Origin of the sequence: Sphingomonas sp. Leaf17, assembly GCF_001421505.1 — a bacterium.
Taxonomy (GTDB): domain Bacteria; phylum Pseudomonadota; class Alphaproteobacteria; order Sphingomonadales; family Sphingomonadaceae; genus Sphingomonas.
Genome location: NZ_LMKL01000008.1, coordinates 94,084 through 119,295, shown reverse-complemented (window position 1 = coordinate 119,295; position 25,212 = coordinate 94,084). Strand labels below are relative to the sequence as shown.

Sequence of the window (25,212 nt, the reverse complement as noted above, 5' to 3'; positions counted from 1 at the left end):
CGATCCATGCCAACCGGCATGGTCCGCGACCATGCGGGCGTCGTTGTCCGTCATTGTCCGCCCGGTCGGCCGGGCCGGATCGAGCGGCAGGACCGGGTGGTGGAAGCCGCCCGACCCTGCTGGTTCGTCAGAAGCGTGCCGAGACGCCGAAGGTGAAGCGCCGGCCGAAGTTCTCGAAGCTGACGAACAGATTGTCGTAGCGTCCCGACTGGGCGAGGCTGGACTTGGTCAGGTTGATCCCTTCTGCATAGACCTGCACGTTCTTCAGGACGTTGAAGCCGAGGCGGGCATCGAGCTGTTCATATGATTTGGCGAATACCGGTTCCTGTTCGGAGCAGTAGATGCCGCCGCAGAAGCTTGGATTGCGCAAGAAGCCGCCGCGCCGGTTGTAGGCGACGCGGGCGGCGATGGGACCGCGTTCGTAGAAGCCGATGACGTTGAACGAATCGCTGACGCCGGGCAGCGTGGTCTTGGTCGCGTCATAGCTGTCCGGGTCGAATGGCCGGTTGCTGCCGACCATGGTATAATTCGCCTGGATACCCGCCCCGAACGCAAAGGAATGCGTGACCGAGAAGGTCGCCCCGCGCAGCCGCACGTCACCGCCATTGACCGGGCGCGAGATGGTGAAATTGTTGAACGGCCCCGCCGGCACGGTCGGCACCGTCAGTCCCGACGTGGTGCCGCTGACGATCAGCCCGTCGATCTGTTTCTGGTACAGGTCGACCGCGAAGCTGGTGGCCGCCGCCGGATACCATTCGAGCGAGGCGTCCAGATTGGTCGACACCAGCGGGCGCAGGTCGGTGTTGTTGGTCGAGGCGAAACTGCCGACCTCGCTCAGCGCGCCGAAGTTGAACCGCGGTGCCACTTCGTCGAGTTCGGGGCGGGTCAGCGTCTGCGAGGCGGCGAAGCGGAAGACGAGGTCGTCGGTGACGAGAACCTTCAGGTTCATCGACGGCAGGAAGTTCTCGTACTTGCTGCGCAACGCCAGTTCGGTCAGCCCGCCCGGGCCGTCGGCGGCCGCAAAGATCCCCTCCAGCGCCAGCGGATCGGGCGGCGGGCCATTGGGGGCGGGAATCGGCTTGCGGAAGCCGGTCAGCACCCGGCTGAACCCTGACGCGGTGATGTCGGTCCGGGTATAGCGCACGCCCGCCGTGATGTGCGATTCCATGCCGAACAGCCGGAAATCGCCATCGGCGTCGAAATAGGCCGACGTCACCGTCTCCTTCACCCTCGACGATGCGCCGGTCCGCACGGCGGCATAGCTCGATCCGTTGGCGATGAAGGCGTCGATCGCGGCGAGGCGCTGGGTCGCATCGGCGCGGCCAGCGATGATCTGTCGCAATCGCGCGAGGTTCGCGGGGTCGGCCATATAGCGGTCATAGGCGTCGACGTTGATGAGGAACGTATCGTTGTTCGCCCCCGCCGCCTGGCCGAACAGCGACGGATCGGGCGACAGGATGCCGTTGGTGACCGAGCGGAGTTCGGCCGCCGAGCGGAACGTGTAGCCCGAATTCTGGTATACCTGCTGCTGCAGCGCATCGGCCGTCGCATAGCGATCCAGCGATTTCTCGCCCGTCTCGCGCAATGCGCCGACCCGGACCTTGAAGTCGGGGTTTATCTTCCAGTTCAGTTCGCCGCTGAATTCATAGTTCTTGGCGTCGATCAGATCGCCGGTGTTGTACTGTTGACGGACCTGCACCAGCGATGCGTTGTCGTAGGACGCGTTGAGCCGGGGATCTATGTCGGTGATCGCCGGCACCGCGCCGGTGGCGTCGAGGAAATATTTGCCGACGCCGACGATTTCCATGCTGCGTCGCCGGTTCAGCCCCGGATTGTCCAGTTTGGCGGTCGAATAGGCCCCGTCGAGTTTCAGTTGCAGGCTGTCGTCGATGTCATAGGCGATGTTGGCGCCGGCCATCTGCGTGCGCGTCGGCCGCCGGTTGAGCTCGACGTTGAACGCCTGCGACCCGGCATTGGGGTTGGTGTCCATCTTCACCACGACGCCGTTTTCGTCGACCTCGGTCCGGCTCTGGTTACGGATATAGTCGGCAAAGCCGGTGAAGCCCGCGCCGTTGCCCGCGACCGCGCCCGCCGCCGATTTGGGTGGATTGACCGCGTACAGCCAGTTGCTGACGCTGTTGACCGTCGTGTCGGTGTTGAAGTCCGAACGCAGGTAATCGAGATTGACCTCCAGCCCGTCGACCGGGCGAAGCTGCACCGCCGCGCTGTATCCGGTGCGGACGCGGTGCTCGTCGATGCGGTTGCGGTTGAACTCCTGCGGTCGGTACACCGGACTGACGCCGAAATTGTCATAGGCGAACAGCGCGGGGTAGGCGACCGGATCCGATGCGGTGAACGCGCCGATGGTGCGCAGCGACCCCGTGCCGGTGGTGTAGGTGCGGTTGCGGCGTTCCTGTCGCGCGAACGACATCAGGATGCCGACGCGGTTGTCGAGAAACGTGGTGGAGAACAGCGCCGAACCGTTCGGGGTCAGCTTGCCGCTGTTCTCCTCATACAGCCCTTCGAGGCGGAACGCGCCATGTGTGCCGGGCCGGTCGAGCGGGCGCGCGGTACGCACATCGACGGTGCCGCCCACGCCGCCTTCACGGATATAGGATTGCTGCGTCTTGTAGACGTTCACGCCGCCGATCAGGTCGGACGAGATGGTGTCGAAGCTGAACGAGCGGTTGTAGTTTTCCGATGCGATGCGGCGGCCGTTGAGCAGCACGGTGTTGAACCCCGGCCCGAGACCGCGGATCGACACGAAACGGCCCTCGCCGCCGTCGCGGTCGATCGACAGGCCGGGGACGCGCTGAAGCGCCTCGGCGAGGTTCTTGTCGGGGAACTTGCCGATTTCCTCGGACTTGATCGATTCGACGATCACGTCGGACCGGCGCTTGCTCTCCAGCCCCTGGATGATCGCGCCGCGGATGCCGGTCACGACGATGTCGTCGGCGGGCGTGTCGTCTGGCAGGATTTCGGCCTGCGGCGGGATGGCGGCCGGTTGCGCAGCGGCATCGGGCGCGGTTTGCGCGGCGGCGACGCCGGGCAGGGCGGCCATGCCGATGCCGGCCATGACCCCGCCCAGCAGGCGCAGCCTGGCGCGGTGCAGTCCGGTCGCGCGGCTACGCTCCTTGGAAGCCTCTTCCAGCATCGTCATCCTCCCCGTTTTTCGCGCCAGCATCGCTCGGGCGTGCTTGGCATTTCATTTGTCTGATAAAAACACGGACGGCCGTCAATTGCCCCGGTCGCCGGTGGCCGGCCTGGCCAAGACGCTGCACAATCATATCCCGTATACAAAAATCGTTTGATTTCAGATGGTAGCCACGCGCTGCGCCGGAGGCCCGAGGCGCAAAAATATTTATTATACACAAGGACATCGCCGATGGACGCGGCGGGACTGGTGGCATGTCGCCCGATCCGGGTGCCTATCCGCCCACACAAGGCACCGCGCGGCGCTGTACGCCCTTGGTGAAAACCATTAGTAAGACAAAAAGAACGTGGGGAGGGTGTGCGATGCGACTGTGGGACACCGGCCTTGCCCGTATCGGATGGCTGTTGCCCGTGCTGTTCGCGCTGGCCGCGCCGCTGCCGGCGCTGGCCGGGCCGGTGCTGCATGTCGATTCGCGGCGTGGCGACGATCGCCGCGACGGTGCCACGCCCGCGACCGCGCTGCGCACGCTGCGCGCGCTCGGATCACGCCCGCTCGCGCCGGGGACGGTCGTGCTGCTGCGCGCCGGATCGCGCTGGACCGAACCGTTGCGCGTTACCCGGTCGGGCACCGCGCAGCACCCGATCGTCTATCGCCCCTATGGCCGCGGCGCGCGTCCACGGATTGATGCAGGCGGGGTTGCCGACGCGGCGGTGACGATCGTCAATGCCGGCCATGTGCGGGTGTCGGGGCTGGAGCTGACCAACCAAGGCGCAAGCGGGGGCGGCGCGAAGCGGCGCGGGGTGTCGATCCTGGCGCATGACATCGGCACGCTGCGCGACATCCGCGTCGACCGGATGTTCATCCACGACGTCAACGGATCGAACGATCACAAGGACACCGGCGGCATCGTGTTCGAAACCGTCGGCGCGCGGGTGCCGAGCCGGTTCGCGGGGCTGGTGATCGAACGCAACCTGATCCGCCATGTCGACCGGTCCGGCATCGTCGCGTCGAGCGACCAGTTGAACCGTGCGCGCTGGTTCCCCAGCATCGCCGTGGTGATCCGCGACAATTACCTGGAGGACATGAGCGGCGACGGGATCACGCCATGGGCGACCGACGGCGCGCTGGTCGAGCACAATGTCGTGCGATCGGCGGCGCGCCGCGCGCCGGGGTATAATGCCGGGTTGTGGCAGTGGAGCACCGACAACACGCTGATCCAGCTCAACGACGTCGCCGATACGCACGGCACCCGCGACGGCCAGGGGTATGACAGCGACTATAATTCGCGCGGCACGACATTCCTGTACAATTACAGCCACGGGAACGAGGGCGGCTTCATGCTGCTGTGCACGCCGGTGCGGCGCGATCCGCAGGAGAATATCGGCAACAGCGGTACGATCGTCCGCCATAATATCAGCCACGACGACCGGACGCGGACCTTCGCCCTGTCGGGTGCGGACGACGTGCTGGTGGAGCGCAACGCGGTCTACACCCCGGCGGGGGCCGAGGTGCAACTGGTGCTGGCCACCGACTGGGACGGATGGTCGTCGCGCGCGGCGTTCGTCGACAACCTGTTCGTGTCGCGTGGGCGCGCGCTGTACGGGCATCAGGTGGAGCGCGATATCGATCGCGGCACCTATGTCCTTGCCCCCGGATGGGGACCGGCGCGCGACATCACGCTGAGCGGCAACCGGTTGATCGGCACGCATGTCGGGGTGGCGGGTGCGCCGGGCCGCCTCGCGCCGCTGCCGCTGCCGCCGCGCGACTGGACGCCGCCGGCGCTGCGCGCGACCGATGCCACCGCGCTCGATGCGTTCATGGCGCGCCACCGGGCGTGGCTGCTGGCGTTGATGCGCGATCAGTTCGGGGCAGAGCCGGTGCTGGCCGTGCCCGTCCCGTTCGCCCTTGCCGCCACGCCGGGGCGCAATGGCTGAGGCGGCGTCGCCATTGCCCGATGCGGTGCGCCGGGTCGTGATCGTCGGGGGTGGTACCACGGGATGGTCCGCCGCCGCCGCGCTCGCCACCGCGCCGGGGATGGGGCATCTGCACGTCACGCTGGTCGAGACGCCCGACATTCCGACGATCGGGGTGGGCGAGGCGACGATCCCGCACATTCGCGGGTTCAACGCCGCGATCGGGCTGGACGAGGCGCGATTCGTCGCGAACACCGGCGCGACGATCAAGCTGGGCATCCGGTTCGACGACTGGCACCGGCGCGGCGCGCGCTATTTCCATCCCTTCGGCGAGACGGTGCGGCGGATCGGCGGGGTCGATCCGCACCATCATCTGGTGCGCGGACAGATGACGGCGGACGATCTGGCGGCGCTGTCGCCCGGTGCGGTCGCGGCGGCGACGGGGCGGGTGGTCGATGCGTCGCCGCCCGATCCGGCGATGGTCGAGCGGGCCGACTATGCCTATCACTTCGATGCCGGGCGCTATGCCCCGTTGCTGCGCGACCATGCCGTCGCACGCGGCGTGGTGCGGGTGACGGGGCGGGTCGCGGGCATCCGCCGCGCACCGGCGGACGGCATGGTCGAGGCGGTGCTGTGCGACGACGGGCGGGCGATCGCGGGCGACCTGTTCCTCGACTGTTCGGGGTTTCGTGGCCTGCTGATCGGCGATGCGCCGGACAATCGCTTCGTGGACTGGAGCCACTGGCTGCCGTGCGACCGCGCAGTCGCAGCACCGTGCGCGCGGCTGGGCGAGCTGGTCCCGTTTACCCGATCGACCGCCGATGTGGCGGGCTGGCGCTGGCGCATCCCGCTTCAGCATCGCACCGGCAACGGCCATGTCTATTGCTCGGCGTTTCTCGACGACACCGCGGCGGCGGACGCGCTGCTCGCTGCGATGGACGGGCCGCCGCTCGCCGATCCGCGCGTTATCCCGTTCCGCACCGGGCATCGTGACCGGGTGTGGGACGGCAATGTCGTGGCGCTGGGGCTGGCGGCCGGGTTTCTCGAACCGCTGGAATCGACCAGCATCTATCTGGCGCAAAAGGGCGCGCTGCTGCTGCTCGACCTGTTTCCCGGCCGGCAGGGGGCTGGGCCGCTGCGCGACGAATATAACCGGGTGATGCTGGACGAGTTTGCGCAGATCCGCGACTTCCTCGTGCTGCATTATTCGGCGACGACGCGCGATGACAGCGCCTTCTGGCGCGCGCGCCGGGGGATGCCGCCTCCCGACAGCCTGTCCGCGCGACTGGCGCTGTTCGAGAACCACGGCGTCCTGTGGCAGCATCAGCGTTTCTTCAACGAGGTGAGCTGGCGCGCGGTGCTGATCGGACAGGGAATCGTGCCGCGCGGCCACGACCCGCGGCTCGACGCAGTGCCCGAAGACTGGGCGCGGTCGGCGATCGCGGCGGCGCGCGCGGCGACGCGGGACTGGGTGGCGCGCTATGCCGGCCATGCCGAGACGGTGGCGGCGATCGTGGGCGCGGCGCGATGATCGGGCGGATCGCGATCGTCGGCGACGGGGTGGGCGGATGGCTGGCCGCCGCCGCGATCCTGCGCGCGTTCCAGTCGACGCGGCGGGTGAGCGTGATCGCGCACGACCGGCCGGAAACCGGCGGCATCGTGACCGATGCGGGCTTCGTGCGCTTTCTGGGGCTGCTCGGCATCGCCGATCCGCCGGGGACGCCGTACTGGGGAAACCGGGTGGCGGGGCCGGATGGCAGCACGATCGCCTTTGTCCCGGCCGGCGGCGCGCCGGGCGGTGCCTTTGCGACCCCGCCGGGAGCTGGGCCGACGCTGGCCGCCGATCATGCCGCCGCGCTGGAAGCGGCGTGGCGGCGCGACGGCCAGCCCGGCCTGCGCTGTTCGCGCGCCGTGCTGGCCGGGGTGTTGCGCGGCCATGCGCTGGCGATGGGCGCGGTGGAAGCGCGGTCTTCGGGGGACGAGATTGCCGCCGCCGACCTGATCGTCGATACGGCGGGCGCCGGCGCGGCGGCATGGGACGGGCGGCGCGTGCGCATCGGCGGGGCGGACGACACGCTCGATGCAGCGGCGCTGGCGCAAAAGGGTGTAAGCCAGTTGCTTCAGTTATTCCCGTCGGCCTGGCCCGCGCCCGCACTGGCCGGGGAATATGTCCGGCGACTGACCTCGCTGCGAGGCTGGTATGACGATGCTGCCGTGTTGCGCGCGCGGGCGGCCGGGGAAGCACCGCCCGCCGGATCGGCACGTCTGACGCGGCGGATCGCGCTGTTCGCCGCGAACGGGCGGCTGACCCATGCCGAGGACGATCCGCTGCCCGGCGCGGCGTGGCATTCGCTGCTGCTCGCCTGCGGCATCGTGCCGCCCGCCCGCCACTGGCGGACATGCGGCGCATGACCGAGGCCGAACGCTGCTGGATCGCGGGCGATATGGACGGAGCGCTGCATCATGCCACCGCGATGCTGCGCCATGCCCCTTCGGCCGATGCCTTGCTGATCCTGTCGCGCATCGCCGACGAACGGCATGGATTTGCCGATGCGCTGGCGCTGGCGCAGCGCGCGGCGGCGCTGGCCCCCGGCGACCTGCGCTGCGCGGCACAGCACGCCTATGCCGCGTTGCGCGCGGGAAACGTCGATCTGGCGCGTGACGCGGCGCGGCACGCCGGCGCGCTGCCGGGCGACGATGCCGAGGCGCTCGACCTGATCGGCGTCGTCTATCACGGCCTGAACGACTATGCCGCCAGCGCCGCGATGCTGCGCCGGGCCAGCGCCGCGCGGCCCGATGATCCCCGGCTGCTGGCCAATCTGGCGGCGGTGCTGACGTTGTGCGGCGCGATCGACGATGCACGGGCGGCGTGCCGCGCCGCGTTGCGCATTGATCCGCAATCCACCCGCGCGCTGGCGATGCTGAGCGAGATCAGCCCCGCCGCGCCGCACGACAACCTTGTCGCGCCGATCGAGGCCGCGATCGCCCGGTCGCCGTCCCCCGCCGAACATTTGGTGCTGCACCACGCGCTGGCACGCGAGCGCGAGGGGCTGGGCGATCTTGCCGGGGCGTTCGCCGCACTGCACCGGGGCAAGGACCGGTTGCTGGCGCGGCTGCCACGCCCGCTGCACGACGATCGGGCGATGTTCGACGCCCTTGCCCGTCTGCCCGCGCCGACGCAGCGCGGGGCGGGGGGCGACCGGGCGATCTTCATCGTCGGCATGCCGCGATCGGGGACCACGGTGGTCGAACGCATCCTGTCGAACTGCGCGGGCGTGTTCGGCATGGGCGAGAGCCAGGCGATGCCCGCGCTGCTGCGCCGCGTGACGGGCAGCGGCGCGTCGCAACTGGTCGACGCCGCCGCGCTGGAACATCACTGGGCACGATTGCCGATGGCGGCGATCGGTACGGAATATCTGCGGCAGGCCGCCGCGCTGGCCCCCGCTGCGGTGCGCCATGTCGACAAGCTGCCGCTCAATTTCCTGCTGGTCGATGCCATCCTCGCCGCGCTGCCCGCCGCGCGCATCCTGTGGGTCCACCGCGACCCGATCGACACGGTAGCGGGCAATTACCGGCAGATGTTCGAATATCAGTCGGGCAGCTACGACTATACGCTGACGCTGGCCGATACCGCGCGTTTCGTGGCGGCGGCGGAGCGGATGCGCGCGCGGTCGATCGCGCGCCATCCCGCGTCGATCCATGCCGTCGATCTGGACGCGATCGTCGATCATCCGGAAGCGACGGCACGCGCGCTGCTCGACTTCTGCGGACTGCCGTGGCGTGACGGGGTAACCGCGATCGACCGTAACCCCACTCCGGCGGGATCGGCCAGCGCGGCACAGGTGCGCGTGCCGATCCACGGCGGGCACCGCGCGCGCGCGGCGCGCTACCGCCCGTTCCTCGCGGACGCCATCGCGATCCTCGACCGCGCACGCGATTAGGTGGTTGGTCCCGGCCTCGGCCCGGATCTGCGGTAGCCAGACGGACCGTTGTGGAAGAATTTGCCAATCCGCGCAGGAACGACCCGCGACGGTAATGCCAGCCCGCGCCGCATCGCCACAGATAGGACATCGACGCCACATCCACGTACCGTCCGATCGCCGGCGCGGACCTTATGCGGGCGGATGATACTGTCGTTTGGCCAGCTTGGTGCGCAAGGTTTGACCGGACGCCGGAATGGCGGATTTGTGTGGGTTCAGCGCAAATGTGGAGCGGGTGAAGGGAATCGAACCCTCGTCGTAAGCTTGGGAAGCTTCTGCTCTACCATTGAGCTACACCCGCGTTCGGCATGCCCACTGCCACGTTCCGGGCGGGGTCGTCAACGTCGATCGTGCGGGCGTGTCAGGTGCCCGGTGGCATCAGCGTCAGGACGTCGCCGATGATGCGGCGCATCGCGGCATGGGCGGCGACGGGGTTGCCGTCGCGGATGGCGTCGGCGACGGCGGCGTGGGCGTCGACATTGGCCGAGCGTCCCTCGATCCGGTTGGTGAACAGGATCGAGGTGCGCAGCGCCGTTTCGACCACGCTGCGCAACTGCGCGTAGAACGGGTTGCGCGAGGCGAGCAGGATCGCGACGTGGAAGGCGATGTCGGCGTCGAGCACGTCGTCGTCGCCCCGGTCGGCCGCGCGCATCGCCGCGAGGCCGGCGTCGATGCCGACCAGATCGGCGGGGTCGTGATAGCGCGCGGCGAGCGCCGCCGCCTCCGGCTCGATCGCGACGCGCAGTTCGTTGAAATGGCGCAGGAGATCGACCGAGAACTTGCGTTCGAGCAGCCAGCGCAGCACGTCGGGGTCGATCAGGTTCCAGTCGCGCGCCGGCCGGACGATGGTGCCCTGACGCGGCCGGGCGCTGACCAGCCCCTTGGCGGTCAGCATCTTCACCGCTTCGCGCGTCACCGACCGGCTGACGCCATAGGTGAGGGCCAGGTCCGCCTCCGTCGGGAAGGGATGCGTGTCGTACCGGCCGATGACGATCGCCCGGCCCAGCGATTCGAGCATGCCCTGTGTCAGGTTGCGCCCGGTTTCGGAGCGGCGGAGCACGATGTCGGCGGTGTTGCCGGGCGCGTCGGCGTCGCTCTCGTTTTCGGCCATGGTCGTGTCGATCATGCATCGCTTGTGACGTACTGACTAGCCGCTGTCATCAGGCTATGGCATCAGGCGGAAATTATCGGATAATAACGTGGCGCGACACCGATGGTGCGCGGAGGGGAAACCAGGTATGACCTTGTCGACGATCGATATCGTGGTGGTGGTGGCGTACGCCATCGGCATCTTTGCGCTGGCGCAATGGGTCAGTCGCGACAAGGGCGGCGAGAGCAAGGACAGCTCGGATTACTTCCTCGCGTCCAAATCGCTGCCGTGGTGGGCGATTGGCGCGTCGCTGATCGCGGCCAACATATCGGCCGAACAGATCGTCGGCATGGCGGGGTCGGGGTATCAGATCGGTCTGGCGATCGCGTCATATGAGTGGATGGCGGCGCTGACGCTGCTGATCGTCGGCAAATATTTCCTGCCGATCTTCCTGCGCAACGAGATCTACACGATGCCGCAGTTCCTCCAGGAGCGCTACGGCCCGTCGATCCGCACGCTGATGGCAGTGTTCTGGCTCGCGCTCTACGTCTTCGTGAACCTGACCTCGATCATCTGGCTGGGGTCGATCGCGGTCGCCAAGGTGGCGGGCGTCAACCAGGACGTGGCGCTGGTCGCGCTTGGCCTGTTCGCGCTGCTGTACCAGATCAAGGGCGGGCTGAAGGCCGTCGCGCTGACCGACATCGTTCAGGTCACGTTGCTGGTGCTGGGCGGCCTGACGATTTCGTACCTGACGCTGAGCGAGATCGGCGGCGATGGCGGCGTGCTGGGCGGCTTTGCCGAGCTGACGCGGCGCGCGCCCGAAAAGTTTGACATGATCCTGACCCGTGACAATCCGTTCTACAAGGATCTGCCGGGCCTGTCGGTGCTGATCGGTGGCATGTGGATCGCGAACCTCAGCTATTGGGGGTTCAACCAGTATATCATCCAGCGCGCGCTGGCGGCCAAGTCGCTGCCGGAGGCGCAGAAGGGCATCGTGTTCGCGGCGTTCCTGAAGCTGCTGATGCCGCTGGTGATCGTCGTGCCCGGCATCGCCGCGGTGGTGCTCGCACCCGATCTGGCCAAGCCGGACGAGGCGTATCCGACGATGATGCGCCTGCTGCCGCCGGGTCTGCTGGGGCTGGTGTTCGCGGCGCTGATCGCGGCGATCGTCGCGTCGACCGCGTCCAAGATCAATTCGATCGCGACGATCTTCACGCTGGATCTGTATGCGAAGCGCAAAGGCATCCGCACCGCCGCCGAGGACCGTGACGGCGACCGCCTGCACGAGCGCAAGCTGGTGAGCGTCGGGCGGATCGCGGCCAGCGTCGCGATTGTGATCGCTATCCTTGCCGCCCGGCCGCTGCTGGGCGGGGCGGACCAGGCGTTCCAGTTCATCCAGGAGTTTTCCGGCTTCTTCACGCCGGGCATCACGGTCATCTTCCTGCTGGGCCTGTTCTGGAAGCGGGCGACGGAAGCCGGCGCGATCGGGGCGGCGGTGGCGTCGGTCGTGCTGTCCTACCTGTTCCGGGTCGTGGCGCCGGAAATCCCGTTCATGGACCGGATGGGGATCGTGTTCCTGCTCAGCCTTGGGCTGGCGATCGTGCTGTCGCTGCTGGTCAAGGGCCGCGGGGACGCCAACCGCATCAAGATGGACGGGGTGCGGTTCGAGACGTCGAACGGCTTCAACATCGCCGGTATCGGCGTGATCCTGATCCTGATCGCGCTGTACGCCACATGGTGGTGAGTCCGTTCATTGCAGTCGACTGGGGCACGACCAACCGGCGGGCTTACCGGATCGAGGACGGGCGGATCGCGGCGGTCGAGCGCAGTCCGCTGGGCGTGTCGGCGATGGCGGCGGGGGACTATCCAGCCGAGATTGCGGGCCTGCGCGATCGGCTGGGCGACCTGCCGGTGCTGATGGCCGGCATGGTCGGATCGACGATCGGCTGGACGGTCGCGCCCTATGTCGTGGTGCCGGCCGGGATCGCCGATATCGCCGCCGGGCTGACGTGGATCGACGACCGGACCGCGATCGTGCCAGGCCTGTCGTTCGTTGACGGGTCGCGCGGTGACGTCATGCGCGGCGAAGAGGTGCAGTTGCTGGGGGCAGCGCTGGCGGGACGGGTGCCGGCCGACGCGCTGCTGTGTCAGCCGGGCACGCATTGCAAATGGGTGGAGCTGGCTGGCGGGCGGATCGCACGGTTTACGACGGCGATGACGGGCGAGTTGTTCGCGCTGGTCCGCGCGCACGGCGTGCTGGCACCGCAGCTTGGTGCAGCCGTCGCGGCTGGCGATGCGTTCGTGGAGGGGGTGCGCGAGGGTGCGCGGCGCGACCTGACCGCCAGCCTGTTCGGGATCCGCGCGTCGAGCGTGCTGGGCCTGCGCGACGATGCCGATGCCGCCTCCTACGCCAGCGGGGTCGTGATCGGCAGCGACTTTGCCGCGCGGCTTGAGGGCGGTGCCCGCGATGTCCATCTGGTCGCCGATGGCGATCTCGCCACGCTCTATGCCACCGCGATCGAAACGCTGGGTGGCCGGGCGATCGTCACCGCCAGCGAGGACGCGTTCGTCGCCGGCATCACGCATATCCGGGAGTTGTCCGCATGACCCACCGCGAAACCTTCGACGCGGCGTTCGCCCGCTGCCCGCTTGTCGCCATCCTGCGCGGCGTGAAGCCGGACGAGGTCGTGGCGATCGGCGAGGCGCTGGTCGACGCCGGCTTCACGATCATCGAAGTGCCGATGAACTCGCCGCAGCCGCTCGACAGTATCGCCCGGCTCGCCAAGGCGCTGGCCGGCCGCGCGGTCATCGGGGCCGGCACGGTGCTGCGTGTCGAGGACGTCGACGCGGTCGGCGCGGCGGGCGGCACGCTCATCATTTCGCCCAATGCGAACACGGCGGTGATCGCGGCGGCGGCGGCACGGGGCTATGTCGCGATGCCGGGTATCGCCACCCCGACCGAGGCGTTCGCCGCGCTGGAGGCCGGGGCGGCGGCGCTGAAGCTGTTCCCCGCCGAGGCCGCCAGCCCGGTCGTCTTGAAGGCGATGCGCGCGGTGTTGCCGAAGGATACGCGCGTGTTGCCGGTCGGTGGCGTGAACGTCGACGGCATGGGGCCGTGGCTGGCGGTCGGCGCGGCCGGGTTCGGACTTGGCTCCGCGCTGTATGCGCCGGGGATGACAGCGGCGGACGTGGGCGCGCGGGCGAAGGCGTTCGTGGCGGCGCTGGCGGCCGGGTGAGGGTGGTGCTTGTCCGTTCCCCGGCGAAGGCCGGGATCCAGCTGGGGTGGCCGAAGTGATTATCCGCCAGCGTTAACCCAACTGGACCCCGGCCTTCGCCGGGGAACGCAGAGGCCGCTTACGGAATCAGCCGGTCCGCCCGCAATTGCGCGAACAGGTCGAAGAACGCGTCGTCGGTCGGCTGATAGGCGGTGAAGCCCATCCGGCGGCTTTTCGACATGTCGGTCACGACCTCGATCGGCCGACCCAGGTCGGCATCGGTGTGCCAGGGCGAGGCAAGGCGCGACAGGTCCGGTTCGACCAGATCATGCTTCTCCGCAAGCTCTCGCCAGACATCGGCGTCGTCCGCCATCTGCTCCTCCAGCGGCCGGACCACGCCGTCGAACGGTTCGGCCTCGATCCCGAACCATTCGGCAATCCGCCCCCACATCCAGCTCCAGCGGAAGACGTCGCCGTTCACCACGTTGAACGCCTCGTCGCGTGCCGCCGGTGTGGTCGCCGCCCACAGCAGGTGCCGGGCCAGTTGCCGCGCGTCGGTCATGTCGGTCAGCCCGTTCCACTGCGCCGCCGATCCGGGGAAGCGGAAAGGCCGTTCGGTCTCGCGGCACAGCGTGGCATAGGCGGCCAGCGTGGTGCCCATGTTCATCGCGTTGCCGACCGCCTTGCCGATGACGGTGTGCGGCCGGTGGACGCTCCAGCCGAAGCCGTCGCGCGCGGCGGCGGCAAACACTTCGTCCTCCTGCGCGTAATAGAAGTTCTCGACGTCGAGGCGGGGCTGCTCCTCGCGGAACGGCGTCTGGGGCAGGGTGCCTTTGCCATACGCCTCGAACGGCCCGAGATAATGCTTCAGGCCGGTCACCAGCGCGACATGGGTCGTGCTGCCCCCGGGGCGCAGGCCATCGAGCAGATTGCGGACCATGGCCGCATTGACGCGGATATTCTCGGCCTCGGTATCCTGTCGCAGCCATGTGGTGATGAAGACGGCGTCGGGGCGCAGCCCCGAAAGGGCGGCGGCGGTGCCGGCGACATCCTGCAGATCGGCGACGACCGGCGTGACGCCCGCCTGATCGACCGGCCTGCGCGCCAGACCATGGACGGTCCAGCCCTGCTCGACGAGCAACCCCGCTGTCGCGCTGCCGACGATGCCGCTTGCGCCCACTACCAATGCCGTTGCGGCCATGCCTGATCCTTTGTCGTCGTTCCCGGCCCTTAGCTAGGTACCGACAGGCGGCTGCACCAGTGGCGGGGCCGCTGGCGACGTCGATGGGCCGATCCTGCTCGGCGCTGTGATTCCGTCGGCATTGGATCGGTATTGGTCTTGAAAACGGTGGATGGCGGTCGGACTCGCATTCGCCGGACATGAACTTACGGAAAAATATCAATCACGATCAGCATGTTGACGGTATAACATATTAATGAAGCCAAATTGACTTAAAACTGACCAAGACCACTCCTACCCGGCGGGCTTCGATGCATCGATCAGACGCACGGGACGATCCAAAGGGGGCAAATATGGCATATCAATCGGACAGGCGTATCCTGTTGTCGGGCGCGATCGCGGTCGCGGTGACGGTAACCGCAACGTCGGCAGCGGCGCAGAGCGTCGGGTCGCAGACGAATGGCGCGACGCAGGCGCAGGCCGAACCAATCACCGATCCCGCGCAGACCGCCAGCGAATCGCTGACCGAGGATATCGTCGTCAACGGCCGGCGTCAGCGCACCGCGCTGAACGAGGAGCGCGACGCAATCGCCACCATCGACATCGTCACCACCGGCGACGTCGCGATCAATTCGCAGACCGGTGTCGCCGATCTGGCCAAGGCGTTGCCGGGCATCTCGGTCAGCCGCGACCAGGGCCGCAACCAGAGCGCGACCGGCGAGGCGCAGTTCGTCTCGATCCGCGGCTTCGACACCAGCTACAACGCCTACACGCTGGACGGCCTGCGCCTGCCGCAGGTGGCGGGCAGTTCGCGGGCGATTTCGCTGAACCTGTTCTCGCCCTTCGCGATCGGCGGGATCGCGGCGGACAAGACGCCGGGTGCCGCTAAGGATTCGGATTCGATCGCGGGCATCGTCGACCTGCGCACCCCGACCGCGTTCGATTTCAGCGCCGACTTCACGCGGGGGCGTGTGCTCGGTCAGCTGGCCGGGCTGGCGCTCGACCGTGACCAGAAGGCGTTTGGCGGTGCGATCGGCATCGACATGGCACGGCGGTTCGGGTCGGATCGCCAGTTCGGCGTGTACGTTGGCGCCTATTACGAGGAGCGTGCCAACGCCGCTGAATCAACCGCGGTCCAGAATGATTACCGGACGACCAACTTCAACGTCGGCACCGCACGCGCCAACGGCAACGCGCTGTCGGCGGACGGCGTCCAGTGGAACTTCTACAACAACGAGATCAAGCGGTACGGCGTGACCGGCTCGCTCGATTTCCGCAGCGATCCCGTGGAAGTGTTCGCACGCGTCAATTACGCGACGTATCTGAACACCAACACGATGAACCAGACGGCGCTTCGCAACGAGCTGACGCGCGGTCAGGTCAACACGAACCCGGTTCGTACGCTCAGCACCGGCGGCACGACCCAGGCCTATAACGCAGCCGGCGTGTTCACGCCGCTTGGCATCAACCCGGCCAGCTATTTCCGGACCGAGGATGTCGAGCAGGAGCTGTTCTCGGCGCAGGTCGGCGGCAAGGCGCACTGGAACGATTTCACCGCCTCGCTGGAGGGGGCCTATGCCGATGGCCGGTTCGACCAGCCACGCCGGATCGAGGCGGCGTTCCGCGGCGTCGCCTATAATGGCGGCACCAACAACACCGGCGCATCCAGCGAAGGGGTGATCGTCGACCTGTCGAACCCCAAGTCGCCGCGTCCCGTGCTGTCGACGGGCGCGACCGCCTATGTCTCGTCGCTCGACCGGCCGACGCAGCTCTATGTCCAGCAGGGATACGACTATCTGTCGGAAACTAAGAAGACCGTCCGGGGCAGTGTCGGCTGGAAAGGCGAGGGCGTTCTGGCCGATGCGACGGTCGGGGGGCTGTACGAGGATTCGGACCGCAAGGGCCGGACGCTGGCACCCGACGTCACGCGCTATCGCTTCCTGACGCCGTTGCAGGCGGGCAGCGTGCAGGGACCGACGATCAACCAGTATCTCGGCTACGTCCTGAAGGACTTCCTCGACTATTATCCGGCGCGCGGGATCAAGGTGCTGGAGCGCAGCCAGCTGAACGCACAGGTCAGCCAGTATGTGAACGTGGGCGCGGTGTCGCCGACGGTCATCAATCAGGGGCTGCTGCAGGGGACCGAGAAGCGCAAGGCGGCGTATGCCACCGCGACGCTGCGGTTCGGCGCGCTGGAGGTGATGCCGGGCATCCGGTATGAGGACAACAGTTTCCGCGCGCAGTATTTCGTCGCCAACGCAACCGGCACCGGTGGCAATTTCGTGACCGCCGGACGCGACTACGACCATGTCGATCCCAGCCTGCTGGCGGCGTGGAAGCCGGACGACCGGTTCGTCGTGCGTGGCGCGGTACGGTCTAGCTATGCGCGTCCGGCGTTCGACCAGATCGCCGGTCCGACCCGCATCAGCGAGCCGGCCAGCGACGGGTCGGTCATCATCACCCAGCCCAATCCGAACCTGAAGCCGGTCGAGGCCTGGAGCTATGACGCCGGCCTCGAATATTATGCCGGCGTCGGTCGGTATCTGCAGGTCGCGCTGTACTACAAGGATCTGAAGAACATCGTCGTGCCGACCGGCACCCGCAGCGTCAGCACCACCACCGGCAGCGTCACGACCCTGCAACCGGCCAATGGTCGCAGCGGCAATGCCAAGGGCGTCGAAGTGTCGGGCCGCTTCACGCTCGGCGATCTGGTCGGCGGCGGCATGCTGGGCAATTTTGGGGTCGGCGGCAACGTCACCTATCAGAACACCAGCGCCACCTATCAGATCTCGGCCACCGACATCCGTACCAGCAGCCTGCCGCAGGCACCGGACCTGATCTACAATGCGGAGGTCTTCTATGCGAGCGGCGGTGTGCGGGGTACTGTCTGGTACAACCACACCGGGCGCATCCTCGCCGCCGTGCAGGACAGCCAGCCGGATATCTATGTCCAGCCGATCAGCGAGCTGAACCTTGGCCTGGCGTTCCAGGTGACCGACAATCTGGAAGTCGGGTTCTCCGCGCGCAACGTCCTCGACCAGCACACCTACTGGGCGACGGTCGGCAAGGAAAAGACCTATATCTCCAACGATCGCAACGGCGGCTACATGAAGACCGGACGCGTCTTCCAGTTCAGCCTGACGATGAAAATGTAACGGGGAAAATGTAACGAAGAAGATTACGGGGAGCGGGGCATGGCGCGGTGGGCAATGTTGATCTGGCTGCTACTGGCGGGTGTGCCCGCCGTGGCGGCCGATCGTCCGGCGGATGTGGTGCTGAACGGCATCGTCCGCGGCACCGACCGCGCCACGACCCGCGACCTGGACTTTGCGGTGCCCGCGGGCACCGCGCTGGTCCGGGTGGATTTCCAGTATGAAGGACGCAAGCGCGGCGTGACGATCACGCTGGGTGTCGCCGATCCGCAGCGGTTTCGCGGATGGGGCGGGGGCACCAAATACGCCTTCGCGATCGGCGAGGCATTCGCCACGCCCTCGTTCCTGCCCGGCCCGATTCCGGCCGGGCGCTGGCGGCTGATGATGACCGTGCCGGCCATTCGCGATGGCGACGCCGCCGCGTGGTCGGCACGCATCTGGTTTTCGAAGGCGTCGAACCTGGATGAGGTGGCGTTCGCGCCGGCCCCGATCCGCGCCGGTCCCGGCTGGTATCGCGGCGATTTGCACAGCCACAGCGGCCAGAGCGACGCGCGCTGTCGCAGCTATGCCGGGCGCGAGGCGGGATGCCCGCCCTTCTACACGTTTCAGGAGGCGGCGGCCCACGGTCTCGATTTCGTGGCGCTGACCGACCATAATGTGACGTCGCACTTCGTCGACATGGGCTATCTGCAACCGCATTTCGACACGCTGCTGCTGGTGCCGGGGCGCGAGTTGACCACGCGTGACGGCCACGCCAATCTGCTCGGCTATATGGGCGCGGTCGAAACCGACATCGGCCGGCCGGGGGCGGAGACGGTGAACGCCCTGCTGGCCGGCGCGCATGCGACCGGCGGATTCCTGACGATCAACCACCCGTCGCGGCCGACCGGCGAGGATTGCTTGGGGTGCGGCTGGGCGCCGCGCGACACCGACTATGCGAATGTCGACGCGATCGAGGTGGTCAATGGCGGCAGCACGATCGAGACGCCGGGCGACCGTGAGGCGGCGGTCGTGAAGCAGGTGCGCTATTGGGAGGGGCTGTTGCAGCGCGGCTATCGGCTGGTCGGGGTGGCGGGATCGGACAATCACGATGCGATCCAGTATCGCGGGAACTCGCCGATCGGCGCACAGGCGGCGATCGGCAGCCTGGCGACCGTGATCCGCGCCGACGATCTGTCGCAAGGGTCGATCCTGCGCGGATTGAAGTCGGGTCGGGTGTTCGTCGATCTCGACGAGGGGCGCGGCCGGATCCTCGATCTGACCGCGACGCGCGGGGGGCGCCGGGCCGTGATGGGTGGCGTCCTGCCGCGCGGGGGCGGAGCGATTGCGGCGGTCGCCCATGTCGAGGGGGTCGCCGGTGGCCGCGTGTCGCTGGTGGTCGACGGACGCGTGCTGGCCGACGTGCCGGTCGCGGGCGACCGGGCGGACGTGCCGCTGGCGTTGCCCAAAGGCGCGAAACAGTGGTTTCGCGTCGATGTCCGCCGCCCCGACGGACGATTCTGGCTGATCGGAAACCCGATCTATGTCCGTTGACCGGGCGCGTCAGCGCGCCGGTTTGCGCGGGGTGTAGCGTCGGGACAGGAAATCGAACGCCGGCAGCGCCTCATGCTGCTTCAAGGCGAACCACGCGGCGTTTTCCCAGTTGGATCCGGTGCCCCAGCGCGTCTTGCAGCGGGTCGAGACCCACGCCGGTTCCCAATACACCACGCCGATGCCGCCCGCATCGACCACCGTCTGCGTCAGGTCGACGAGATAGTCGCGCTGACCCTCCGGCGTGGCCGGATAGCCCGGCAGCAGCGAATCCGCGCCCAGCAGGTCGGGGGCCGCATCCTCGCCGACCGGGCTGAAGGGATAGGCGGTTTCGACCACCATCACGTCGGCCTTGTAGCGTGCCTTGGCCAGCGCGATCGTCTCGCCAAGCTGGGCCACGGTGCGGGTCGACCATTTGCGGTAATAGCTGATTCCGATCACGTCGAAATCGCGCACGCCTGCCTTCGCCGCCGCGTCGAACCACGGCGCGACATGCTCAGGCTGGGCGATGTGCAGCATGACGCGCGGGTTGATCGACGCGGTCCGCCCGACCGCGCGCACCGCGCGGATACCGGCGTTCAGCAGCGTCGCATTGCGCACCCAGTCGATCGACCGGTCCTTCACCCCGCCCATGACCTCGGGGTTGGTCTCGTTGCCGACCTGCACCATCTCCGGCATCAGCCCGGCCTTGTCGAGGCCGGTCAGCACGTCGCGGGTATAGTCGTGCAGCGCACGCGCCTGCGCCGCCGTGTCGAGCTTTGCCCACGCGGCCGGAGCGATCTGTTTCTCGCCATCAGCCCAGTCGTCGGAATAATGGAAGTCGAGCAGCACCTGCATCCCCGCCGCCTTTGCCCGGCGGATGGTCTTCGTGACGTCGGCGAGGTTGCTGTATCGCGTCCAGGTCGGGTTGTTCCAGAGGCGCACACGGACGATGTTGCCGCCCTTCGCGTGCATCAGCGTGAACGGATCGACCGGCGTGCCGCCGCTGCGATAGACCGCGCCGCAATCCTCCATCTCGTTGACGTAGGACAGGTCGGCCCCGAGATAGAGGCCACCCACAGGTTTAGCCGCCAGCGGCCCGGCGAGTGCCGGACTGGCCGCGAATATCGCGAGTGGCAGGGCGAACGTCAGGGCGAGCGCGCGGCGGGCGGGCATGGTCGATCCTTTGGTCATCGCGGCAGGCTCATCAGCCGCAGGGTGTCGCCGGCCAAGCCCGTCGCGGTGACGCCGGCCAGGACCGGGCCGGGACGGTCGCCGATACGCAGGATCGCCTGCGCCAGCCCGTGAAACGCACGGCGTTCGCTGGCCACGTCCGCCTCAAGGCTGGTCGGGTTGCCGTTGCCGACGCCAATGATCGCCGCGTCGCCGCTTGCCGAAAAGCGCAGCAGGTCGGCGGCATCGGGCACCGGGCGACCGCGCGCGTCGACCACCTCGGCGCGCAGCATCACTACCTCACCCGGCTTCGGGTTGCGGCGGTCGGCGGTCAGGCGGACGGCGGCGGCGTGGCCGGCGGTTTCGCGCGCCGCCTGCGCCACGCGGCGTCCGCCGTTATACCCGCGCGCCTCGATCCGGCCGGGGGCATAGGGCACGCTCCACGCCAGATGGCCGTTGCGCGGCATGGCCTTGCGCCCGAGCGACCGGCCGTTCAGCAGCAGCTCGACCGTCTCGCAATTGCCGTGGACCCAGACTTCTATCGGCTGGCCCTCGCGTCCCGGCCAATTCCAGTGCGGCAACAGGTGGACCAGCGGTTCGTCGGGCCGCCACCACGCGCGGTAGTAATAATAATTGTCCTTGGGGAAGCCGCAGGTGTCGAGGACGCCGAAATAGCTCGATATGCTGGGAAACTGCGCATAGGGCGTCGGCTCGCCGCGATAGTCGAACCCGGTCCAGATGAACCCGCCGGCGATATAGGGCCGGGTCGCGGCGATGCTCCACCAGCTTTCGGCCGTCGACGCCCACCACGGATGTTCGGTGTCGTAGGCCCGCACGACATGCGCGGCCGCGTCGTTGGCATAGGCCCCGCGCGTCGCGACCGTGCTGCCGGTTTCGGAGCCATAGACGGGCACTTGCGGGTTGGCCGCGTGAAACGCGTCGATCTTGTCGGTGCGGTAGTTGAAGCCGACCGCATCGACCACCTGCGCCGCGCCCCTGTCCCAGCTGTTGTCGAACGCGAAGGTCGTCGGGCGGGTCGGGTCGAGCCGGCGGACATGGCCCTGCATCGCCGCCGTCACCCGCGCGCCGCGCGCCGTTCCCTGCTGCGGTTCCTCGTTGCCCAGCGACCACGCGATGACGGAGGGGTGATTGCGGTCGCGGCGCAGGATGCGGTCAAGCTGGTCCATCGCCTCGTCGTCGCTGCTGTTCAGCCGCGCCTCGACGATCATCAGCATGCCCTTGGCATCGCACAGGTCGAGCAGCGCGGTGGCGGGCGGGTTGTGCGCGCTGCGCCAGGCGTTCGATCCCATCGCCTGCAACTGCTCCACGCGCCAGCCGTGCAGCGCGTCGGGGATCGCGGTGCCGACACCGGCATGATCCTGATGGTTGCAGGTGCCGAGCAATTTGACCGGCTGCCCGTTCAGCAGGAACCCGCGCGTCGCATCGAACGCGACGGTGCGGATACCGAAGCTGGTTCTGTGGTGATCCACCGTCCGGCCGCCGACGACGATGTCGGCATGGAGCGTGTAAAGGTCGGGTGTCGCCACCGACCAGAGCCGGGGGGCGGCAAGCTGCGTGCTCTGCGCCAGCGTCCGCTGCTCGCCGCCGGCCAGGGTGAAGGGCGTGTCGGGCAGCGTCGCGCGCCGCGCGCCGTCCAGCCCTGCGATCCACTGACGGATCGTGCCGGTGACCGTCGCGTCGCTGCTGTTGACGACGTCGGTATCGACGGAGAGCGTCGCGCCGGCGGCCGTGACCGCGCTGCGAACTACGCTGCCCCATTGCGGGATGTGGACGGCGTCGGCGCGGACGAGGTCGACATGGCGGTAAATCCCCGCACCCTCGTAGAACCAGCCCTCACCCAAAGTCGCATCGACGCGGACCGCCAGCATGTTGCCGCCGCCGTCATAGTCGAGGAAATCGTCGATTCCGACGCGGAACGGCGCATAGCCGCTCTCGTTCCGGCCGACGATATGTCCGTTCACGAACACGATGCAGTCGCGAAAGACCCCGTCGAACTCCAGCCACAGGCGACGCCCCCTGTCGGCGGCGGTGACCGCGATCGGGCAGCGATACCAGCCGATGCTGTTGGCCGGATGCGCGCGGCCGATCGCCTTGAACCCGTGTGCCGCGACCGCGTCCTCGCTGTCCTTCGGCGCTGGCGTTGCCGGGGGTGCGAAGGGCAGGGCGACCGCCCAGTCGTGTGGCACCTGCACCGGTGCCCATCCGGAATCGTCGAACGCGGTCATGGCGGCGTCGGCTGTCGCCGCGCCCGCCTTGGCAAAGGTCCGCTGATTGCGGCCGAAGCCGAAGTCACGCTCCAGATCGGCGGCATGGCCCAGATGAAAACGCCAGTTGCGCAGGCGTTCGCGAAGCCGGGGGGAGGGGGCGGCGGCTTGCGCGATGGCCGGCAGACCCGTCGTCGCCGTCGCCAGTACGCCACCACCCACCGCGATCGCGCCACGGCGCGTGATCGTCATACTCAAGGTCACTCTCCTGTTTTATTTGTCCGATAAAACAGAGTGAAGCCGGACGCGAGGAGAAATGGACGCCTCGTTACCCTCCACGATCAATGCAGCGACCGCCTGAACGTCTCGGGCAGCAGCACCAGGCCGACCAGCGCGGTCACCGCACAGGCGACGATCGGATACCACAGCCCGTAATAGATATCCCCCGTCGCCGCGACCATGGCGAACGCAATGGTCGGCAGGAAGCCGCCGAACCAGCCATTGCCGATATGATAGGGCAGCGACATCGACGTATAGCGGATCCGCGTCGGAAACAGCTCGACCAGCAGCGCCGCGATCGGCCCGTAGACCATCGTCACATACAGCACGAGGATGACGAGGATCAGCACGACGACGGGCTTGTTGATCTGCGCCGGATCGGCCTTGTCCGGATAGCCGACGGCGGTCAGCGCGGTCTTTACATCAGCGCCGAACGTCCTGATCGCCGCCGCCCGGTCCGCGCCGGTGACGGTGGCCGGGTTTACGACCGGAATCGTCATGCCGCCGATGCGGACCTGCGCCAGTGTGCCGACGGGCGCGGCGACGTTGGTATAGGCGATACCCGCCTTCGCCAGATACGCCTTGGCGATGTCGCACGACGTGCTGTCGAACCTGTTCTTGCCGACGGGGTCGAACTGCACCGAACATTCCGCCGGGTTCGCCACGACGGTGACGGGCGACGCCGCCTGTGCCGCGTACAGGGCCGGGTTCGCCGCCTTGGACAGCGCATGGAACAGCGGCATATAGGTCAGCGCCGCCAGCGCGCAGCCGGTCAGGATGATCCATTTGCGCCCGATCCGGTCGGACAGCCAGCCGAACAGGATGAACGCCGGCGTCGCGATCAGCAGGGCGATGGCGATCAGCACGTTGGTGGTCGCGCCATCGACGCGCAGGTTCTTTTCCAGGAAGAACAGCGCGTAGAACTGGCTGGTGTAGAACACCACGCCTTGCCCGACGACCGCGCCGAACAGCGCGATCAGCACGATCTTCAGGTTGCTCCACTGGCCGAACGCCTCGGTCAGCGGGGCTTTGGAAGTCTTGCCCTCCTCCTTCATCTTCTGGAAGACCGGGCTTTCGTTCAACTGCATGCGGATCCACAGCGACACCGCCAGCAGCACGATCGACACGATGAACGGGATGCGCCAGCCCCAGGCGGCGAACGCGGCTTCGCCGACCAGCGACCGGACACCGATGACGATCAGCAGCGCGGCGAACAGTCCCAGCGAGGCCGTCGTCTGGATGAAGCTGGTGAACAGGCCCCGCTTCCGGTCCGGCGCGTGTTCGGCCACATAGGTCGCCGCCCCGCCATATTCGCCGCCCAGCGCCAGCCCCTGCAACAGCCGGAGCAGCACCAGCATGATCGGCGCGGCGACCCCGGCGGTCGCATAGCTTGGCAGCAGGCCGACGCAGAAGGTCGACAGGCCCATGATCGCCATGGTGACGAGGAAGGTGTTCTTGCGCCCGACCAGATCGCCGATCCGCCCGAACACCAGCGCCCCGAACGGCCGCACCGCAAAGCCGGCCGCGAAGGCCGCCAGCGCGAAGATGAACCCGGTCGTCTCGTTCACGCCCGAGAAAAACTGTGCGGTGATGATCGTCGCCAGCAGGCCGTACAGGTAGAAATCATACCATTCGAACACGGCGCCCAGCGACGACGCGATGACGATCAGCGGAGAGTTCTGCCCGACATGCCCGCCCGTCGGCACGGCAGCCACCGATCCCGTGTCTCGCTGATCCATCGTGCTTCTCCCACCCGCGATCCATCGTCGATCGTCATTCGGGGCGGACGATGGCCGATCCGGTCGCGCTTACCAAGTCGCAATTGTCGGACCAGAGGAGATGATACGACGGCTGTCGGGCGCGACCAGGCCTATTTCACGCGCTTCCACGTCTGCGACTGGCACCCCAGGCTGCCAAACAGGCACCCTTCGCCACGCAGCGTGCGGGCATCAATACGCGTGATGGTGCCGGACAGCGTCTTGTCGATATCGGGGATATAGACCTCGCCGCGCCACTCGCCCGGTGCCTCCTCGACGAAGTCGCGGAACATCTCGGTGCCGATCAATCGTTCGCCGCTGCCGCGTTCGGCATCCGCCTTGGCCTTCTCGCTGGCCCAGATCACCCGTCCGCACATGACGTCGTCGCCGCACCGCTTGAAGGTGACGTGGACGCTGTTCGACGGATTGGCCCACACGCCGGCCGGCGCACCGGCAGTGGCGGGAGCCGCGATGGCGGCGGCGATCAAGGCAAGGACAAGGGTTTGCGCGCGCATCGTCGGTCTCCAGTATCGTTCGGTCGGCCGATGGGCCGCCCCGGTTGAACGCGGCATGAAGCACGGGGTT

Annotated in this window: 16 protein-coding genes and 1 tRNA gene; 9 read left to right on the top strand and 8 right to left on the bottom strand. The window is 67.8% G+C overall.

Annotation, left to right across the window (positions count from 1 at the left end; all coding sequences use genetic code 11):
- Window positions 1–127: 127 nt before the first annotated feature.
- Window positions 128–3,160: a TonB-dependent receptor gene (locus tag ASE75_RS12650; RefSeq protein WP_055934113.1), complete on the bottom strand. Its 3,033-nt coding sequence runs from the start codon at window positions 3,158–3,160 to the stop codon at window positions 128–130.
- A gap of 356 nt (window positions 3,161–3,516) precedes the next feature.
- Here ASE75_RS12650 and ASE75_RS12645 point away from each other — a divergent pair, with 356 nt between their 5' ends.
- Genes ASE75_RS12645 through ASE75_RS12630 form a run of 4 tightly spaced genes read left to right on the top strand, consistent with a single transcriptional unit; the run spans window position 3,517 to window position 9,008 of the window.
- Window positions 3,517–5,088: a right-handed parallel beta-helix repeat-containing protein gene (locus tag ASE75_RS12645; RefSeq protein ID WP_055934112.1), complete on the top strand. Its 1,572-nt coding sequence runs from the start codon at window positions 3,517–3,519 to the stop codon at window positions 5,086–5,088.
- Entirely contained in the window at window positions 5,081–6,598 is a 1,518-nt protein-coding gene (locus ASE75_RS12640; protein WP_082463965.1) for a tryptophan halogenase family protein, read from the top strand. The genes ASE75_RS12645 and ASE75_RS12640 overlap by 8 nt, the downstream gene beginning before the upstream one ends.
- The gene (locus tag ASE75_RS12635) at window positions 6,595–7,479 is read left to right on the top strand and encodes a hypothetical protein (protein WP_055934110.1); all 885 of its coding nucleotides are present in this window, start codon (window positions 6,595–6,597) and stop codon (window positions 7,477–7,479) included. Before ASE75_RS12640 ends, ASE75_RS12635 begins: the two co-directional genes overlap by 4 nt.
- Entirely contained in the window at window positions 7,467–9,008 is a 1,542-nt protein-coding gene (locus ASE75_RS12630) for a tetratricopeptide repeat-containing sulfotransferase family protein (protein ID WP_055934108.1), read from the top strand. Before ASE75_RS12635 ends, ASE75_RS12630 begins: the two co-directional genes overlap by 13 nt.
- A 266-nt stretch (window positions 9,009–9,274) precedes the next feature.
- On the opposite strand, the gene ASE75_RS12625 is transcribed toward ASE75_RS12630, so the two are convergent.
- Window positions 9,275–9,348: transfer RNA gene (locus ASE75_RS12625), tRNA-Gly, on the bottom strand.
- A 60-nt stretch (window positions 9,349–9,408) separates the two neighbouring features.
- Window positions 9,409–10,065: a FadR/GntR family transcriptional regulator gene (locus ASE75_RS12620; protein WP_055934519.1), complete on the bottom strand. Its 657-nt coding sequence runs from the start codon at window positions 10,063–10,065 to the stop codon at window positions 9,409–9,411.
- A 220-nt stretch (window positions 10,066–10,285) separates the two neighbouring features.
- Here ASE75_RS12620 and ASE75_RS12615 point away from each other — a divergent pair, with 220 nt between their 5' ends.
- The 3 genes from ASE75_RS12615 to ASE75_RS12605 are packed head-to-tail and all read left to right on the top strand — an operon-like array spanning window position 10,286 to window position 13,373.
- Complete coding sequence (locus ASE75_RS12615; RefSeq protein WP_055934106.1) at window positions 10,286–11,881, top strand: sodium/sugar symporter; 1,596 nt, start codon at window positions 10,286–10,288, stop codon at window positions 11,879–11,881.
- The gene (locus ASE75_RS12610; RefSeq protein WP_055934104.1) at window positions 11,872–12,744 is read left to right on the top strand and encodes a 2-dehydro-3-deoxygalactonokinase; all 873 of its coding nucleotides are present in this window, start codon (window positions 11,872–11,874) and stop codon (window positions 12,742–12,744) included. The genes ASE75_RS12615 and ASE75_RS12610 overlap by 10 nt, the downstream gene beginning before the upstream one ends.
- Window positions 12,741–13,373: a 2-dehydro-3-deoxy-6-phosphogalactonate aldolase gene (locus tag ASE75_RS12605; protein WP_055934102.1), complete on the top strand. Its 633-nt coding sequence runs from the start codon at window positions 12,741–12,743 to the stop codon at window positions 13,371–13,373. The genes ASE75_RS12610 and ASE75_RS12605 overlap by 4 nt, the downstream gene beginning before the upstream one ends.
- A gap of 118 nt (window positions 13,374–13,491) precedes the next feature.
- Here ASE75_RS12605 and ASE75_RS12600 read toward each other — a convergent pair whose 3' ends face one another.
- On the bottom strand, window positions 13,492–14,553 hold the full coding sequence (locus tag ASE75_RS12600) for an SDR family oxidoreductase (protein WP_055934100.1): 1,062 nt from the start codon (window positions 14,551–14,553) through the stop codon (window positions 13,492–13,494).
- Between the two features lie 332 nt (window positions 14,554–14,885).
- On the opposite strand from ASE75_RS12600, the gene ASE75_RS12595 reads away from it, so the two are divergent.
- Window positions 14,886–17,687: a TonB-dependent receptor gene (locus ASE75_RS12595; RefSeq protein WP_055934098.1), complete on the top strand. Its 2,802-nt coding sequence runs from the start codon at window positions 14,886–14,888 to the stop codon at window positions 17,685–17,687.
- Window positions 17,688–17,726: 39 nt separating this feature from the next.
- A complete protein-coding gene (locus ASE75_RS12590) occupies window positions 17,727–19,217 on the top strand; it encodes a CehA/McbA family metallohydrolase (protein WP_055934095.1) in 1,491 nt (496 codons plus the stop codon).
- Window positions 19,218–19,226: 9 nt separating this feature from the next.
- Here the strand turns inward: ASE75_RS12590 and ASE75_RS12585 are convergent, their stop codons facing one another.
- The 4 genes from ASE75_RS12585 to ASE75_RS12570 form a co-directional block, all read right to left on the bottom strand.
- Window positions 19,227–20,369: a glycoside hydrolase family 53 protein gene (locus tag ASE75_RS12585; protein ID WP_055934517.1), complete on the bottom strand. Its 1,143-nt coding sequence runs from the start codon at window positions 20,367–20,369 to the stop codon at window positions 19,227–19,229.
- A gap of 14 nt (window positions 20,370–20,383) precedes the next feature.
- Window positions 20,384–22,843 (bottom strand): beta-galactosidase GalA, encoded by a 2,460-nt coding sequence (galA, locus tag ASE75_RS12580; protein WP_055934094.1) that lies wholly within the window; start codon window positions 22,841–22,843, stop codon window positions 20,384–20,386.
- Window positions 22,844–22,932: 89 nt separating this feature from the next.
- Complete coding sequence (locus ASE75_RS12575) at window positions 22,933–24,609, bottom strand: MFS transporter (RefSeq protein ID WP_055934093.1); 1,677 nt, start codon at window positions 24,607–24,609, stop codon at window positions 22,933–22,935.
- A gap of 131 nt (window positions 24,610–24,740) precedes the next feature.
- Window positions 24,741–25,142 carry a DUF2147 domain-containing protein gene (locus tag ASE75_RS12570; RefSeq protein WP_055934091.1) on the bottom strand — a complete coding sequence of 134 codons (402 nt, stop codon included), beginning with the start codon at window positions 25,140–25,142 and terminating at the stop codon, window positions 24,741–24,743.
- Window positions 25,143–25,212 lie beyond the last annotated feature (70 nt).